Raw genomic sequence first — 15720 nt, 5'->3', positions numbered from 1 at the left:
CCCGGCCCCTCACACCTGCGTGGCGCTCTCCTTTTCCAGCACCGTGAACTCGGTCGCGTCGTCCTTCATGTCCGCGAGTCGCCCGTAGTGGATGCCGCTGCCGGCGTCGGACAGGACCGCCTGATGGATGGGGACGGCGACGCGCGGCGCCATCGCCCGGAGGTAGTCGACCGATTCGCTGAGTTTCATCCATGGCGCGGCCGACGGCAGCGCGAGAACATCGACATGCTCGAACGGAATGTAGAACGAGTCCCCCGGATGCATGAATTGGCCCGGCTGGTCGGCGGTCCCGAGGACATAGGCGACGTTGTCGATGACCGGGATCTCGGGATGGATGACGGCATGCCGGCCGCCGGTGAAACGCGCGGTGAGCGAACCGATCTCGATCTGGTCCCCGCTGCGGGCGGCCGTCCACGTGCCGGCCACGTCGTCGTCGTTGAGCTGCTTGGTCGTCTGGGGATCGGCGTAGAGAATCGCGTCGGGGTTCGCGGCGACGAGGTCGGGGAGCTTCGCGACGTCGCAGTGGTCGGGATGCTGGTGGGTGATCAGGATGGCGTCGAGACCGCTGAGGCCGTCGAAACCGTGGGAGAAGTTCCCCGGGTCGAAGAGCACCTTGGTCCCGTCGATCTCGACGAGCAGACAGGAATGGCCGAAGTGGGTGATCTGCATGACTCCACTGTGCCCGTTCACACGACGACCGGGAAGAACCCCCACCCGAACGCGGCGTCGAGGATTCGCACGAAACCGTAGGTCAGCCACACCCCCAGCAGGACGGCGCCGACGGGTCCGAGCACGCGGTCGCGCCAGCCGGCGAGCGGCGCCCCGCGACGGCGCACCAGGGTGACCGTCGCCGCGACGACGGTCACCGCGGTCAGCACCAGGAACACCGGACCGAAGGCATTGAAGGTGAACGCGGACCCGACGTCGCCGTGCATGAAGGCAACCCAGCTCCGGGTGAGTCCGCAGCCGGGACACGGAAGGCCGGTCATCACCGCGAACGGACACAGCGGCGGTCCGCTCTCCACACCACTCGGACTGAACACACACGCGGCGCCGAGCGCGGCGGCACCGACCACCGCGACGGTCGTCGCGCCCACCACCTGAGTGCCTGATAAGCCCTGTTCGCGGCGGTGATCGAGGGTCATGCGGCCAGCGTAGCGGGTGTGCGGAACGGTGGTGTCGGGCAAGTGCGTGACAAACTTCTTACTCCGAAGTAAGGTATGGACTTACTACTGAGTAAGATAGGTCGCATCGACCCTCCACCCACACGTGGATCCACGCACAGACCCCCACCGGGGCGACTGGAAAGAAACGGCTGGTGATCATGACAACCCACACCGAACCGCGCGACACCTCCGCAGTCGGCCGCAACCCGCACCCGCGCAACTTCATCGGCACCGCGATGCGCGTCCTGACCACGGTGACGGGCTCCGAGTTCGCCGAGAAGTACAAGATCCGCGAACCGATCAACCGCATCGCCTACCAGGGCACCAAGACCGGATTCCAGACCCTCGGGGCGGCGAACCGAGCGTTCAAGGCCGCTCAGGGCGGCGGCTCGGGCCTGGCCAAGCGTCTCACCAGCACGCCCAAGGACTACTTCAACCTCACCCCCGACGACGAACAGCAGATGATCGCCGAGACGGTGAAGGAGTTCGCCACCGAGCTCCTGCGTCCGGCGGCACACGATGCCGACGCCGCCGCGGCGGCCCCCGAAGACCTGGTCAAGCGGTCTGCCGAGCTCGGCATCACCATGATCAACGTCCCCGAGGAGTTCGAGGGCGCCGCCTCCGAGCGCGGGGTCGTGACCAACGCGCTCGTCGCCGAGGCGATGGCCTACGGCGACATGGGCCTGGCGCTTCCGCTCCTCGCGCCGAGTGGCGTGGCCACCACCCTGACCAACTTCGGTACCGACGAGCAGCAGCGCACCTACCTGCCCGACTTCGCCGGGGAGAACGTGCCCCAGTCGGCGGTCGTCATCGCCGAGCCGCGTCCGCTGTTCGACGCCTTCTCGTTGAGCACCAAGGCAACTCGCGTGCCGAGCGGGTTCCGTCTCAATGGTGTCAAGTCCTTCGTCCCGGCTGCCGGCTCGTCGGAACTGTTCATCGTCGGCGCCCAGCTCGACGGCAAGCCGGCCCTCTTCATCGTCGAATCCGACAGCAAGGGCCTGATCGTCGAGGCCGACCCGGGCATGGGTGTGCGCGCCGCGGGCATGGGTCGTCTGCTGCTGCAGGACGTCGCCGTACCGGCGACCGCCATCATCGGCGGCGAGGCCGACGCCGCGACGTCGGCGTACCGCGACGTCGTTCGCCTGTCCCGGCTGGGCTGGTCGGCGCTGGCCGCGGGCACCGCGGGCGCCGTCCTCGACTACGTGATCCCCTACGTGAACGAGCGCGAGGCGTTCGGCGAGCCGATCTCCAACCGTCAGGCGGTGGCCTTCATGGTCGCCACGATGGCGACCGAGGTCGACTCGATCCGCCTCGTCACGCTGCGCGGTGCCGCACGCGCCGAGCAGGGTCTGTCCTTCGCCCGCGAAGCCGCACTGGCCCGCAAGCTGACCATCGACAAGGGGCTGCAGATCGGCCTCGACGGCGTCCAGCTGCTCGGCGGCCACGGCTTCACCAAGGAACACCCCGTCGAGCGGTGGTACCGCGATCTCCGCGGTGCCGGCATCGGCGAAGGCATCGTCGTCCTCTGACCGCGTTTTGCGAACGTAGCGAAAGAACCTTTCATGAGCATCAATCTCGAACTCCCGAAGAAGCTGCGCGTCACCGTCGACCAGGCCCATCAGGCGGCCGCGGAGATCTTCCGGCCCATCTCGCGCAAGTACGACCTGCGCGAGCACGACTACCCCGTCGAACTCGACACGCTGGCAAGTCTTTACGACGGTCTGTCCGAGACCGGACAGGCCGGTGCGGGCGCCGACGGCGGACGTAGCCAACAGAAGAAGGACAAGCCCAAGGCCGAGGGCGCCGTGGTCAACGGCGGCAACATGCAGTCCGTCGTCAACGTGATGGAGACCTCCTGGGGCGATGTCGGCCTCATGCTCTCGATTCCCTATCAGGGACTGGGGAACTCGGCGATCGCCGCCGTCGCGACCGACGAGCAGCTCGAGCGCTTCGGCAAGGTGTGGGCCGCCATGGCCATCACCGAGCCCGGCTTCGGCTCCGACTCGGCCGCCGTCTCGACCACCGCCACCCTCGACGGCGACGAATACGTCATCAACGGCGAGAAGATCTACGTGACAGCGGGATCCCGCGCCACCCACATCGTCGTCTGGGCGACCGTCGACAAGAGCGCCGGCCGCGCCGCCATCAAGAGCTTTGTGGTGCCGCGTACCCATCCGGGTGTCACCGTCGAACGCCTCGAGCACAAGCTCGGTATCAAGGTTTCCGACACCGCGGCGATCCGCTTCGAGAACTGCCGGATCCCGAAGGAGAACCTGCTCGGCTCACCCGAGGTCGACACCAAGAAGGGCTTCGGCGGGGTCATGCAGACCTTCGACAACACCCGTCCGCTGGTGGCCGGCATGGCCGTCGGCGTGACCCGTGCCGCGCTCGAGGAACTGCGCGCGATCCTCGACGAGGCCGGCATCGAGGTCGACTACGATCGGCCTGCCGCCGACCAGCACGCCGCCGCTGCCGAGTTCCTGCGCATGGAGGCGGATTTCGAGGCCGCGTACCTGCACACCATGCGGGCCGCCTGGATGGCCGACAACAAGCAGCCGAACTCGACCGAGGCGTCGATGTCGAAGGCGAAGGCGGGCCGCACCGCCACCGACGTCACCAACAAGGTCGTCGAACTCACCGGCACCCTCGGCTACTCGGAGCGGTTGCTGGTGGAGAAATGGGCACGCGACTCCAAGATCCTCGACATCTTCGAGGGCACCCAGCAGATCCAGAATCTGATCATCGCCCGGCGGGTGCTGAACAAGAGCAGCGCCGAACTCAAGTGATCATCTGACACAACGCCTCTCGGCCCCGCGACGGAGCTTCCGTCGCGGGGCCGAGTCGTTCGTGGGCCGGCGATCAGACGAGCCGCACCACCCACACGGCGGCCGCGCACGCGAACACCGACGCGACCAGCGTTCCGACGGCGTACGCGGCGGACCGCCACCTGTCCTCCTGCTGCCCCAGCCGCACCGTCTCGAACGCAGCCGTGCTGAAAGTCGTGTAGCCACCGCAGAATCCGGTCCCGAGGACCAGCTGCCAGTCGTGCGGCGCCCCGTGGAAGACGACGAGACCGGCGAGCACACCCAACAGTGCCGACCCGCTGACGTTGATCGCGAGGGTGCCCCAGGGCGTCGTCGACGGCCATCGGTGTCGAATCGCTCCGTCGACGACGAACCGGGTGACGGCTCCGAGCGCTCCCGCCACCATCACGGCGAACGCGATCACGATCGTTCCCTCCGCCCGGCGATCGTCGATGCGACTCCGATCCCGCAACCCGCCGCGAGAACCCCCAGCACCACGCTCAGCACCGCATACATGGTTGCGGTCACGACCGCCGAAGCCCGTGTCAGTTCGGTGATCTCCAGCGCGAAGGTGCTGTAGGTGGTCAGCGCCCCACAGATGCCGGTGCCGCCGAAGAGACGGATGCGCTGGCGCCATCCGTCGTCGGGTCCCGAACGCACTAGCAACTCGAGCAACGCTCCCAGCACGAACGCGCCGGCGACGTTCACCCCGAACGTCGCCCAGGGCCACTGCCCTTCGACGACCGGGAACGAGTTCTCGGCCCACAGCCGGAGCCCGGTGCCGAGAATCCCGCCGGCGAACACCCAGGCGACGGCCTGCACACGCAGGTGCACAGGGCGTTCGTCCGGATCGACCGGGAGTTCGCGGTGCTCGTCTCGGTGCACGCGCCAAGTCTCCGCTACGTGACCGACGCGTACAACACGATCAGGTAGATCGGTACCAGCACGTCGAAGAAGAAGATGGGACCGGCGTTGCCCGCCTTGAAATTACGCCGGGTCACCATCTCCCGTACGTGCCCGACCGCGGCGCCCAGGTAGAACACCGAGAACGCGATGATGGTGGCAAGGGTGAACTCGTCACCGAAACCCGATGCGATCACGCCCAAGACACCCGTCGCCAGGCTGGCGAGCCCGACCTCCCATTGCCACGGCGTCTTCGGGGGCCACCCGATCGACTCGGCGATCGGCTCGCCGAAGAACATGTGGCCGCACCCGGTCATCCATCCCTGGACACCGATCATCCACAACACGGAGTTCTCGAGCAGATCCCGGCCCAGGTCACCACCCGGGGTCGACACGTCGACGATCGTGGTGATGATCGCGCCGACCAGCCCGACGAACGGCACCAGCCGGATCGCGGTGCGAAGCACACCATCGAGCATCGACTCAGCCCTCGAGTTGTGCGGCCAGCGCGGTCAGGACATCGGGGTCCTCGATGGTGGAGGGCACGGTGTACTCCTCGTGGTCGGCGATCTGTCGCATGGTCTTTCGGAGGATCTTGCCCGACCGTGTCTTCGGCAGCGCCGGCACCACCGTCACGTCGCGGAACGTCGCGACGGCCCCGATCTCGTCGCGCACCATGGCCACGAGTTCGGTGCGCAGAGTCTCGGCGTCGATGTCGACGCCGGACTTGAGCACCACGTACCCGCTGGGACGCTGGCCCTTCAGTTCGTCGTGGATGCCGATGACCGCGCACTCGGCCACCGCCGGGTGCGACGCCACCACCGCCTCGATACTGCCCGTCGAGAGCCGGTGTCCGGCAACGTTGATCACGTCGTCGGACCGGCCGAGAACGAACACGTAACCGTCGGCATCGACGTAGCCGGAGTCACCGGTCAGGTAGAAGCCGTCGAACGCCGACAGATACGACTTGCGGTACCGCTCCTCGTCGCGCCACAACCCGGCGAGGGTTCCGGGCGGCAGCGGCAGACCGATGACGATGTTGCCCTCCTCGCCCGGGTCCAGCGAATTGCCCTCGGCGTCGACGACGCCCACGCGGTAGCCGGGAACGGCGACCGTCGGCGAGCCCGCCTTGATCGGCATCGGCTCCAGCCCACGGAGATTCGCCGCGATCGCCCAACCGGTCTCGGTCTGCCACCAGTGGTCCACGACCGGGACACCGAGTACCTCCGAGGCCCACGTGAACGTGTCCGGGTCGAGTCGCTCGCCCGCCGCGAACAACGTCTCTAGCGAGGACACGTCGTACTTGCTCAGTTCGGTGGCGTCCGGGTCCGCCTTGCGGATGGCGCGGATCGCGGTGGGTGCGGTGAACAACGCCTTCACCCCGTGTTCGCCGATGACACGCCAGAACGCGCCCGCGTCCGGGGTACCGACCGGCTTGCCCTCGTACATCACCGATGTCGCTCCGACGAGGAGGGGCCCGTACACGATGTAGGAGTGTCCGACGACCCACCCCACATCCGAGGCGGTCCACCACACGTCGCCGGCAGAGATGTCGTAGATGTTCGCCATCGACCATGTCAGGGCCACCGCATGCCCGCCGTTGTCGCGGACGACGCCCTTGGGCTTCCCGGTGGTCCCCGAGGTGTAGAGGATGTACAGCGGGTCGGTGGCCTCGACCGGAACCGGCTCGACCTGATCGGCACCGGCGAGCACGTCGTCCCAGTCGAGCCAACCCTCGTGATCCGCTGCGACACTGCCGATCTCGGGACGGTCCTTGACGATGACGACGCGCGGGGGCGTCGCCGACAACTCGATGGCCTTGGCCACCATCGGCAGATACTCGACGACCCGGCCCGGTTCCAGACCGCCCGAGGCGGTGAGGACGGCGACCGGCTCGGCGTCGTCGATACGGGTCGCGAGCTCACGAGCAGCGAAACCGCCGAAGACCACCGAGTGCACCGCGCCGATCCGCGCGCACGCCAGCATCGCGACGGCCGCCTCGGGGATCATCGGCATGTAGATCACCACGCGATCGCCGTAACCGATCCCCTGCCCGGTGAGGACACCGGCGAATCGTGAGACCTCGTCGAGCAGTTCGGCGTAGGAGTACCGACGGACCTCGCCCACCATCGCCGAGTCCCAGATCAGCGCGGTCCGGTCGTGTCCGGCCGCGACGTGGCGATCAAGGGCATTGGCGCACGTGTTGAGGGTGGCATCCGGGAACCAGCGGAAGAACGGGGCGGCGGAGTCGTCGAGCGCCGACGTGGGCGGCTTCACCCAGTCCACCGCGGCGGCTGCGTCGAGCCAGAATCCCTCGCGATCGTCAGCTGCCCGTGTGAACGCTTCGATGTACCGGCCCATGGCCATCCCTTCGCCGTCGGTGAGCGGCACCCAACTCACCCGGATGCCGCATCGCCACTCGAGCGTATCGGTGTGACCGTCACCACGAAGCGCGATCCCGTCTCGTGTGGTGACCGGCCCGAGCTTCGCACTGAGCGGTCGAGACGCTCGCCGGTCAGCGGTCTCCCGCGGCGGCGACGGCGGCGGTGATCCGATCGAGGAAACTACGGATGGTGTCCAACTCGTCTTCGGAGTAGCCGTCGGACACCTCGATCACCTTCTCGATGAGCGGCCCGAAGAACGACCACCCCATCTCGTGCGCTGCATCGGTGACCTGCAACGCGACCCTCCGGCGGTCGGTCGCGTCCCGCGCACGGGAAACCAGCCCCTTGGCTTCCAGGCGGTCGATCAAAGCGGTCGTGGACGCGCTGTTGAGGCCGAGATGTCCGGCCAACCATCCAGGTGATGCGACGTCGCCGGACCGGTGCCGGTCGAGCAGTGCTACCAGGGCGCGGACATCCGTGGCGTGCAGCCCGTTTCGCGCGGCGAATCCGGCGCCGAAGAGATCGAGTTCCATGGTCAGCGACCGCAATCGGTGCACCAGATCGTCGTCAGCCACAGGGATGACTATACGACGAATCGTTTGATGGTCTAGTCTCTCGATAGTCGAGATATTACCGAGGGAGGTCCGCATGCCTGAGCGGACGATCGACGACTTCGCCGCTACCCCCGACGGCGCCATGTTCTTCGCGCGCTACGACTCTCTGGCACGACGTTCGTGCGCAACACCACTCGACATCGAGACCCCCTTCGGCACCACCCGGGTCAATGACTACGGCCAGATGGGGGCACCGCCGGTGGTCCTGCTCCCCGGTGGCGGGGCGACCTCGATGTCCTGGGTCAACGTCGTCCATCGTCTCGCGCAGACACGCCGGGTTCACGCCGTCGACCTCATCGGCGACGCCGGACGCTCCCGCGTGAGCCGGCCTCCGCAGACCATGGGCGAGCTCGTCGAGTGGCTGTCGGCGGTCCTCGACGGACTCGGAGTGGCACGTGTCGATCTCGCTGGACATTCCTACGGCGCCATGATCTCGCTTGCCTACGCCGTCGGTCCCGCCCGGGAACGGGTGGGCCGACTAGCCCTGGTGGACCCCACTTCGTGCTTCACCGGTCTGCGCCCGGCCTACCTTCTGCGCGCTCTGCCGATCCTGTTGTCTCCCGATCCGAGACGCCAGAGACGATTCCTACGATGGGAGACTCGCGCGGCCGCACTCGACCCCGGATGGCACGACATGTACTGCGCGGGAGCCCGATTCCCCACCCCGCCGACCGTCGTGCCCAAACGACCCACCCGCGAGGCGCTGTCGCGTCTCGACGGAGGTGTTTCGGCCACAGTGATCCTCGCGCCGGACAGCCGGGCGCACAAAGCGAACGTCGTGGCGCGGCGGGTGCGAGAGCTGTTGCCGTCAGCGACAGTCGCCGTCCTCGGCAGCGGCACCCACCACACACTGCCCCTCGAGCCCGCGGATGAACTCGCCGATGCGCTCGTTGACGCCCTCGACGATGCCTCGACGTAGTCTCCGTGTTCAGTACAGGTAGGGACGGAAGCTGTCCTCGGTGAACCGTTCGTTGCCCGCTTCGGGCATCACGCGCCGGGTGATCTCCGCGACCGAGGGCAGCGCGTCGGGTCGCCATGAGTCCGGCTTCCACAGATCGGATCGGAGAAACGCCTTGGGACAGTGATAGAACACCTCGTCGACGGTGATCTCCACCGCGAGGATCGGCCGCTTACCGCTGACCGTGAGGTCGTCGAAGTAGTCGGCGTCGCCGACGATGCGCGCCGGGCCGTTGATCCGGAGGGTGTCGCCGCGACCGGGCACGACGAAGATCGAGCCCGCTCGGGGGTTTCGCAGGATGTTCAGGTAACCGTCGACACGACGGTTGCCCGGCCGCTCGGGTATCGCGATGTGCCGGTCGTCGATGACGTGGACGACCTTGCCGGCCGGGTCGCCCTTGGGCGACACGTCGATCCGTCCGAGTTCGTCGGCGGTCGCCAGGAACACCATCGGCGACTCCGCGAGCCATTCCCGGTCGACGTCGGCGAGTGAGTTCCGCGCCTTGTCGCGGATGAGCTCCATCGGATGGCCGACGATCTCCCGCAGCCTCGACTCGTCGGTGATGTGCATCTGCACATCGTGTCACGCGGCCGTCGCTACACGGGTCGCGGTGCGGGCGCCGGCCAGGGGAAGGTCCAGGTGGTGTCGCGGACATCGTCGACCCGCGCCGCCCGTCGGCGCAGATGGACCGACCCGTCGGTGACGATCAGCGTGACGTCGGCGTCGAGGCGTCCGGCGAGACGTCGGGCGGTCCAGCCCGGTCGTGTCCCACCGGTTCCGATGACGACGGCGCCGGCCTCCACACGTCGGGCTGCCCGGTGCAGGACCGACGTCGGGTCGCCGACCTCGCTCATGGTCGACACCGTCCGTGCACCGTGCCACCTCGCGAGTTCGGCGGCGGTCCGCAGGGTCTCGTCGACTCCCGCCTGACCGGAGAGCAGATAGGACTCGTCCTTGAGGGCGTCGTGCAGCGTGGTGCTCGCTTCTTTCCGACGACGCCGCGTGGCGCAGATCAGGATCAGGTCGCCGGAATCGCCGAGCAGTCGAACGGCGACCTTCACCGCACGCAGTGAGGCGTCACTCCCGTCGACTCCGACGACGACCGGACGGCCGAACCCCGCGTGGCCCGGCACCGGTACGCCGCGCGCGTCGATCGGCGGGGCCAGGGCGGGATCTGTCGGCCCTGGTCGGGTCTCGAGGCGCTCCCAGCGCCGGGGTCGTGTCCGCAGCGTGCTCATGATGTCCTCCTCGGTCGGCGATATCGGCTGCTCACAACGCTATGGAGGCCAAAGTCCCGAGTCGCCATCCCGCGGGTTGACCGGTTCTCCACCCCAGGGTGGACAGCCGAATCCACCGTGAGGCGGACGTTCGGCAGTTCTGCGGAACTATCCTGGAACGGTGACGGGCTTCACAGCGGAGATGGGCGCGGGGCTGCGCCGGCGGATCGAACGGGCGGGCGGCGACTACCCGCCTCTGTACCCCGCGGTGATCCTGTCGTCGAGCGTCGTGGTCACCCTGGTGTCGACGGCACAACGTTTCTCGTTCGATCAGATCGGGTGGGTGATCGCGGCGCTGGTCCTCGCCGTGCTCTCGCTGGTGCTCGACCTGACCCTGCCGCCGACCTCGTACCCGTGCTCTGCCGTGATCACCAGTACGGTCTGCTTCCTCATGGTCCCGACGCCCACGGACGCCGCCCCCCTCCAACTCGTCCTGGTGGCGGCGATCGCCGCCGCGATGTATCCCCTTCTCGGCGGACTGATCGTGACGGCGGCCTGCCTCGTCGTCATCGTGTGGTTCGGCGCCGTCGGCGGTCTCGAGTCACCGGCCATCTACGCGCTCGGCGTCGCGTGCGGTTGGCTGATCGGGTACATGATGCTGATCCAGAAGCGTCTGGCCGACAATCGGGCCCGGGTGCTCGCCGAGCGTGCCGACCGCGCCGCGAGCGACGAACGACAGCGGATCGCCCGCGAGATCCACGATGTCATCGCGCATTCCCTGTCGATCACCATGCTCAACGTCACCGGCGCCCGTCGCGTGCTCGAACAGGACCGTGACATCGAGGAGGCACTGGAGGCACTCTCCGACGCCGAACGCCAAGGCCGACAGGCGATGACCGAGATCCGCACCATCGTCCACGTACTGGGGACGACCGAGCCGACGGGATCGACGGCCCCGTCACCGGGCGCCGGAGACCTCGTCCGGCTCGTCGAGGACTACCGCAAGGCCGGCGTCGACATCGACTTCAGCCTCGTCGGCGACCTCACCGAGCTGCCACGTCCGGTCGGTGCGGCGCTGTATCGGATCACCCAGGAGTCCCTGGCCAACGTCGTCAAACACTCGGTGGCCAAGCAGGCCTCGGTCTCGGTGTCGGTGGCCGATGCAGTGGCTCTCACGGTCGAGAACCCGGCGACCGAGGATCGGCCTCGAGAATGCGACGGCACCGGTATCGAGGGAATGACCCAGCGCGCGGCACTGCTCGGCGGCACGCTCCAGACAGCGCACCGCGCAGGCACCTGGTCGGTCCACGCGACGCTGCCGTCGCGACCGCTCACCGCGGGGGTGCCCGCATGACGACGACCGCACCCACCGATCCCGCGGCCGACCCGATCCGGGTTCTCCTCGTCGACGACCAGGAGCTCATCCGTACGGGCCTGCGTCGCATCCTGCGCCTGCGCGACGGCTTCGACATCGTGGGTGAGTGCGCGGACGGCTCCGGAGTCCTCGCCGGGATCGCCGAAAACCGGCCCGACATCGTCCTGATGGATCTGCGGATGCGCGACGTCGACGGCATCACCGCCACCACGATGGTCCGCACCCTGCGGGAGCCGCCGCCGGTGCTGATCCTGACCACCTTCGACGACGACGCCCTGTTGTCCCGTGCCCTGCGCGCCGGAGCGGCCGGATTCATACTCAAGGACTCGCCGGCCGACTCGCTGATCTGGGCGGTCCGCGCGGTGGTCCGTGACGGTGCGTTCCTCGACCCGGCGGTGACCGAACGCGTTCTCCACGGTTTCCGACGGTCGGGGCGTGAGCAGGTGAGCACCGTGCCCGGACTCACCGACCGCGAGACCGATGTCCTCCGCCTGATCGCCCGCGGCCGCACCAACGCGGAAATCGGTGCGGCCCTCGGCATCTCGCAGGTGACCGTGAAGAGCCACATCAACCACATCTTCACGAAGCTCGACCTCCGCGACCGGGCGGCGGCGATCGTATACGCCTTCGACCGTGGGCTCGTGGTCGCCGAGTACGACTGAGCCCGTGTAGATCAGTCGTGCACGGTGGTGATCTCAGGGGCGATCACCTCGACGTCGACCCCATCGACGAACCGGTACGGGCCCGCCACGAGCAGACCACCGAAGTACTTGCGCAGCCGGGACATCTCGGCCCGCACGGTGACCGTCCGGTCGTCGACGCCGAACAGATGCATCGACATCTGGGCCGCGGTGACGCCGGCGGGCCGTCGCGCCAGGAGGGTGAGGATCTCGCCATGCCGGGGCGAACAGCGATGGGTCCAGGCACCGCTCGCGCCTTCGACGGTGACCTCGACATTTCGGAGACCCGACGCGTCCGGCGGTACCCGCACGATCACCCGTGTGGTGGATGCGTCCGAGGTCTCCGCGACGCGCACCAACCATCCGCCGGGCAACGCCTCGACGTCGCACTCCCCCAGCGCATTCACGAAGATCCGGCCGGGGCCGAGCCGCGGCGGCAGGATCAGTCGCGATCGCGGACACACGGTGTCCACGGCGGCGACCCACCCGTCGGTGTCGACCGCCAACGCCGGGCCGGGCATGCGGGCGAGGATCGGCGCGGCCACCGCCCGCAACGAATCGAGTCGTCGGTGGTGGCTCTCGCGTAGTTGTGATTCGGCCAGCCGGGCGACCGCATGCACCAGCGCCAAGGTGGTCGGATGGATGGTGGCGGCCGGACCACTCACATCGACCACCCCCAACATCTCACCGGTCCGCGGGTCCTTGATCGGTGCACCGGTACAGGTCCACGAATGATGACTGCGCACGAAGTGCTCGGCCGAGAACACCTGCACCGAACGACCGGACATCAGTGCCGTACCAATCGCGTTGGTCCCCACCGAGCCCTCGGCCCAGTCGGCACCCTCGACGAATCCGAGAGTGTCCGCGCGCGTGAGCACCTTCGACGATCCGCTCCGCCACAGCACGTGCCCATCGGCATCCGAGACGACCAGGATGTTGTCGCCGTCGGCGATCAGCGAGTCGAGGCCACGTGCCAGCTCGTCCACGACCTCCGCCAGGCCGGAGCGTCGGCGGCGTTCCTCGAGCTCCTCGAGCTGAAGCGTCCGTTCCCCGGCACAGTCCACGTCCGGGTCGAGACCGGCACGTCGGAGTCGCCGCCACGAGTCGTCGATGACGCTCCGCGGACGCGCCGGCATGCGCCCGCCCGACATCGCCGCGTCGTGAACCGCGCTGAGAACGGACGCAAACTCGCGCGGATCGTCGCCGGCGTGGACCGCGGGCTCCAGCTCGGAGGCCGACTCGTAAGCGTTCATCTCTTCGATTGTGCGTCACGTCACAGACGACGACAACGTACCTCGCCCCTCGCAACCCCCTGCAACCCTTGCCGCCACCCGGCGCCGGGGCGTCTGCTGTCCACAACCCGCTGTGTTCCACATCACGTTCGCGGGGCACATCTCGAGGAGGCATCATGACTCAGACATTGGAACCGCTGGTCCATCTCGACCGCACCCCGCAGGAGCGGATGGACGCCTGGCTGCGTGAGTTCGAATCCGCACTCGCCGCAGACGACATCGCCCGCGCGACGAACGCGTTTCTGACCGACAGCTACTGGCGCGACCTGACAGCATTCACCTGGAACATCAAGACGGTGGAGGGCCACGAGCAGATCGCCGACATGCTGACCGCGCGTCTCGCGGACACCCGCCCGTCGAACTTCACCACCACTGAACCGGCCACCGACGACGGGGACGGCGTCGTCTCGGCGTTCATCGCGTTCGAGACCGCCGTCGGACGGTGTGAGGGACACCTGCGCATCCGTCGCGACGACGACGGCACCGACGGTGGCGGGCGCGACGCCGGGGAGGACAAGGCCTGGACGCTGTTGACGACAATGCAGGAACTGAAGGGACACGAGGAGTCGGCCGGCCCGAATCGACCGCTCGGGGCGGTGCACGGTTCCGATCCCGACACCCGTTCCTGGGCGGAGAAGAAGGCCGACGAGGAATTGTCGCTCGGACGGTCGGCGCAACCGTACGTGCTGGTGATCGGCGGCGGGCAGGGCGGTATCGCGCTCGGCGCACGACTCCGCCAGCTCGGCGTGCCGTCGGTCGTCGTCGATCGCCATGACCGTCCCGGGGACCAGTGGCGCAAACGCTACAAGTCGCTGTGCCTGCACGACCCGGTTTGGTACGACCATCTCCCGTACCTGCCGTTCCCCGACAACTGGCCGGTCTTCGCACCCAAGGACAAGATCGGCGACTGGCTCGAGTTCTACACCAAGGTCATGGAGGTTCCGTACTGGAGCAAGACGACGTGTCTGTCCGCTGAGTACGACGAGGCCGAGTCACGGTGGACGGTTGAGGTCGACCGGGACGGTGAGCGCCTCACGCTCCATCCGACGCAGCTGGTCCTTGCGACCGGGATGTCCGGCAAACCTGCCGTCCCTTCGGTCCCCGGGCAGGATGTGTTCGCCGGCGAGCAACACCACTCGAGCGCACATCCCGGACCGGACGGCTACCTCGGCAAGAAGGTCGTCGTCATCGGCTCCAACAACTCCGCGCACGACATCTGCAAGGCGCTGGTGGACAACGGCGTCGACGCCACGATGGTGCAGCGCTCCTCGACCCACATCGTGAAATCCGACTCGCTGCGGTCGATCGCCCTCGGTTCCCTGTACAGCGAGGAGGCGGTCGCCTCCGGAATGACGACCAAGAAGGCGGATCTCACCTTCGCCTCATTGCCCTACCGGATCATGCACCAGTTCCAGGTACCGGTGTACGACCAGATCCGCGAGCAGGACAAGGAATTCTACGAACGACTCGAGGCGGCCGGCTTCGAGCTCGACTTCGGCGACGACGACTCCGGACTCTTCATGAAGTACCTACGCCGCGGATCCGGCTACTACATCGACGTGGGCGCGAGCGAACTCATCGCCGACGGAACGATCAAGCTGGTCCACGGTCAACTGGACCACCTCACCGAGAATTCGGTGGTGCTCGCCGACGGGACCGAGATCGACGCCGACGTGGTCGTCTACGCCACAGGGTACGGATCGATGAACGGCTGGGCCGCCGACCTCATGGGCCAGGAGGTCGCCGACCGTGTCGGCAAGGTGTGGGGACTCGGTTCCGAGACGACCAAGGACCCGGGCCCCTGGGAGGGCGAGCAGCGGAACATGTGGAAGCCCACCCAGCAACCGGGCCTGTGGTTCCACGGCGGAAATCTGCACCAATCGCGACACTATTCGCTGTATCTCGCGCTACAGCTGAAGGCGCGATATGAAGGAATCCCCACGCCCGTATACGGCTTGGCGGACGTCCACCACCTGAGCTGATCACCAATGAGAAAGGCCCCGCAACCACGAGGGTTGCGGGGCCTTTCTGAAATTGTGTTCGGCGGTGTCCTACTCTCCCACACTGATTAGGGTGCAGTACCATTGGCGCTGGAGGGCTTAGCTTCCGGGTTCGGAATGGGGCCGGGCGTTTCCCCTCCGCTATAGCCGCCGTAACTTTGTGAAACAACTGTCGCACAACAGTGTTTGTTTGTTTTGTTGTGTGTTGTTTCAGAAGTACATAGTGGATGCGAACACCAACCGAACCTGAGGTTTGGTGATGTTGTGGGTGTTGTTGGTAAGTCCTCGGCCGATTAGTACCAGTCACCTGAACACATTGCTGTGCGT

Annotated in this window: 16 protein-coding genes and 1 rRNA gene; 6 read left to right on the top strand and 11 right to left on the bottom strand. The window is 67.4% G+C overall.

Features of this window, described 5'->3' with window-relative positions; genetic code table 11:
• Nucleotides 1-9 precede the first annotated feature (9 nt).
• Nucleotides 10-669: an MBL fold metallo-hydrolase gene (locus tag JW364_RS09350; protein ID WP_205333526.1), complete on the bottom strand. Its 660-nt coding sequence runs from the start codon at nucleotides 667-669 to the stop codon at nucleotides 10-12.
• A 17-nt stretch (nucleotides 670-686) separates the two neighbouring features.
• Nucleotides 687-1145 (bottom strand): DUF2752 domain-containing protein, encoded by a 459-nt coding sequence (locus JW364_RS09345; RefSeq protein WP_058253673.1) that lies wholly within the window; start codon nucleotides 1143-1145, stop codon nucleotides 687-689.
• Between the two features lie 179 nt (nucleotides 1146-1324).
• Between JW364_RS09345 and JW364_RS09340 the strand changes: the two genes are divergently transcribed.
• Entirely contained in the window at nucleotides 1325-2695 is a 1371-nt protein-coding gene (locus JW364_RS09340; protein ID WP_205333525.1) for an acyl-CoA dehydrogenase family protein, read from the top strand.
• 33 nt (nucleotides 2696-2728) lie between these two features.
• Nucleotides 2729-3952 carry an acyl-CoA dehydrogenase family protein gene (locus JW364_RS09335; RefSeq protein WP_068971866.1) on the top strand — a complete coding sequence of 408 codons (1224 nt, stop codon included), beginning with the start codon at nucleotides 2729-2731 and terminating at the stop codon, nucleotides 3950-3952.
• A 73-nt stretch (nucleotides 3953-4025) separates the two neighbouring features.
• Here the strand turns inward: JW364_RS09335 and crcB are convergent, their stop codons facing one another.
• From crcB to JW364_RS09310, 5 genes are all read right to left on the bottom strand, one after another.
• On the bottom strand, nucleotides 4026-4394 hold the full coding sequence (gene crcB / locus JW364_RS09330; protein WP_175401157.1) for a fluoride efflux transporter CrcB: 369 nt from the start codon (nucleotides 4392-4394) through the stop codon (nucleotides 4026-4028).
• Nucleotides 4391-4855, bottom strand: a complete 465-nt coding sequence (locus tag JW364_RS09325; protein ID WP_068971865.1) for a CrcB family protein — start codon at nucleotides 4853-4855, stop codon at nucleotides 4391-4393. Before JW364_RS09325 ends, crcB begins: the two co-directional genes overlap by 4 nt.
• A 14-nt stretch (nucleotides 4856-4869) precedes the next feature.
• A complete protein-coding gene (locus tag JW364_RS09320; RefSeq protein WP_159371260.1) occupies nucleotides 4870-5352 on the bottom strand; it encodes a DUF6790 family protein in 483 nt (160 codons plus the stop codon).
• Nucleotides 5353-5356: 4 nt separating this feature from the next.
• Complete coding sequence (locus tag JW364_RS09315) at nucleotides 5357-7234, bottom strand: propionyl-CoA synthetase (protein ID WP_205333548.1); 1878 nt, start codon at nucleotides 7232-7234, stop codon at nucleotides 5357-5359.
• Between the two features lie 154 nt (nucleotides 7235-7388).
• Nucleotides 7389-7832 (bottom strand): MarR family transcriptional regulator, encoded by a 444-nt coding sequence (locus JW364_RS09310; protein WP_307814766.1) that lies wholly within the window; start codon nucleotides 7830-7832, stop codon nucleotides 7389-7391.
• Between the two features lie 73 nt (nucleotides 7833-7905).
• Here JW364_RS09310 and JW364_RS09305 point away from each other — a divergent pair, with 73 nt between their 5' ends.
• Nucleotides 7906-8790, top strand: coding sequence for an alpha/beta fold hydrolase (locus JW364_RS09305; RefSeq protein ID WP_205333523.1), 885 nt, complete (start codon nucleotides 7906-7908; stop codon nucleotides 8788-8790).
• 9 nt (nucleotides 8791-8799) lie between these two features.
• Here the strand turns inward: JW364_RS09305 and JW364_RS09300 are convergent, their stop codons facing one another.
• Together JW364_RS09300 and JW364_RS09295 are read right to left on the bottom strand one after the other, a co-directional pair.
• Nucleotides 8800-9399: an MSMEG_1061 family FMN-dependent PPOX-type flavoprotein gene (locus tag JW364_RS09300; protein ID WP_068971892.1), complete on the bottom strand. Its 600-nt coding sequence runs from the start codon at nucleotides 9397-9399 to the stop codon at nucleotides 8800-8802.
• Nucleotides 9400-9425: 26 nt separating this feature from the next.
• Nucleotides 9426-10067, bottom strand: a complete 642-nt coding sequence (locus JW364_RS09295) for a universal stress protein (RefSeq protein ID WP_205333522.1) — start codon at nucleotides 10065-10067, stop codon at nucleotides 9426-9428.
• A 160-nt stretch (nucleotides 10068-10227) separates the two neighbouring features.
• Here JW364_RS09295 and JW364_RS09290 point away from each other — a divergent pair, with 160 nt between their 5' ends.
• Together JW364_RS09290 and JW364_RS09285 are read left to right on the top strand one after the other, a co-directional pair.
• Nucleotides 10228-11400 carry a histidine kinase gene (locus JW364_RS09290; protein WP_307814765.1) on the top strand — a complete coding sequence of 391 codons (1173 nt, stop codon included), beginning with the start codon at nucleotides 10228-10230 and terminating at the stop codon, nucleotides 11398-11400.
• Entirely contained in the window at nucleotides 11397-12083 is a 687-nt protein-coding gene (locus JW364_RS09285; protein WP_205333521.1) for a response regulator transcription factor, read from the top strand. Before JW364_RS09290 ends, JW364_RS09285 begins: the two co-directional genes overlap by 4 nt.
• Before the next feature lie 11 nt (nucleotides 12084-12094).
• Here JW364_RS09285 and JW364_RS09280 read toward each other — a convergent pair whose 3' ends face one another.
• A complete protein-coding gene (locus JW364_RS09280) occupies nucleotides 12095-13354 on the bottom strand; it encodes a helix-turn-helix domain-containing protein (protein WP_205333520.1) in 1260 nt (419 codons plus the stop codon).
• 155 nt (nucleotides 13355-13509) lie between these two features.
• On the opposite strand from JW364_RS09280, the gene JW364_RS09275 reads away from it, so the two are divergent.
• Nucleotides 13510-15375, top strand: a complete 1866-nt coding sequence (locus JW364_RS09275; protein ID WP_205333519.1) for an NAD(P)/FAD-dependent oxidoreductase — start codon at nucleotides 13510-13512, stop codon at nucleotides 15373-15375.
• Nucleotides 15376-15431: 56 nt separating this feature from the next.
• Here the strand turns inward: JW364_RS09275 and rrf are convergent.
• A 5S ribosomal RNA gene (gene rrf / locus JW364_RS09270) occupies nucleotides 15432-15548 on the bottom strand.
• Between the last annotated feature and the right edge of the window lie 172 nt (nucleotides 15549-15720).

The sequence above is a fragment of the Gordonia sp. BP-119 genome, from assembly GCF_016924115.1.
In the GTDB taxonomy this organism is placed as follows: domain Bacteria; phylum Actinomycetota; class Actinomycetes; order Mycobacteriales; family Mycobacteriaceae; genus Gordonia; species Gordonia hongkongensis.
The sequence above is the reverse complement of the archived record's forward strand: the minus strand, read 5'-3'. Positions and strand labels throughout refer to the sequence as shown.

Coding starts and splice junctions, on each gene's coding strand:
- JW364_RS09295 (WP_205333522.1), bottom strand. CDS start 10,067: ATGAGCACGCTGCGGACACGACCCCGGCGCTGGGAGCGCCTCGAGACC.
- JW364_RS09345 (WP_058253673.1), bottom strand. CDS start 1,145: ATGACCCTCGATCACCGCCGCGAACAGGGCTTATCAGGCACTCAGGTG.
- JW364_RS09275 (WP_205333519.1), top strand. CDS start 13,510: ATGACTCAGACATTGGAACCGCTGGTCCATCTCGACCGCACCCCGCAG.
- JW364_RS09305 (WP_205333523.1), top strand. CDS start 7,906: ATGCCTGAGCGGACGATCGACGACTTCGCCGCTACCCCCGACGGCGCC.
- JW364_RS09315 (WP_205333548.1), bottom strand. CDS start 7,234: ATGGGCCGGTACATCGAAGCGTTCACACGGGCAGCTGACGATCGCGAG.
- JW364_RS09285 (WP_205333521.1), top strand. CDS start 11,397: ATGACGACGACCGCACCCACCGATCCCGCGGCCGACCCGATCCGGGTT.
- JW364_RS09350 (WP_205333526.1), bottom strand. CDS start 669: ATGCAGATCACCCACTTCGGCCATTCCTGTCTGCTCGTCGAGATCGAC.
- JW364_RS09320 (WP_159371260.1), bottom strand. CDS start 5,352: ATGCTCGATGGTGTGCTTCGCACCGCGATCCGGCTGGTGCCGTTCGTC.
- JW364_RS09335 (WP_068971866.1), top strand. CDS start 2,729: ATGAGCATCAATCTCGAACTCCCGAAGAAGCTGCGCGTCACCGTCGAC.
- JW364_RS09300 (WP_068971892.1), bottom strand. CDS start 9,399: ATGCACATCACCGACGAGTCGAGGCTGCGGGAGATCGTCGGCCATCCG.
- JW364_RS09340 (WP_205333525.1), top strand. CDS start 1,325: ATGACAACCCACACCGAACCGCGCGACACCTCCGCAGTCGGCCGCAAC.
- JW364_RS09280 (WP_205333520.1), bottom strand. CDS start 13,354: ATGAACGCTTACGAGTCGGCCTCCGAGCTGGAGCCCGCGGTCCACGCC.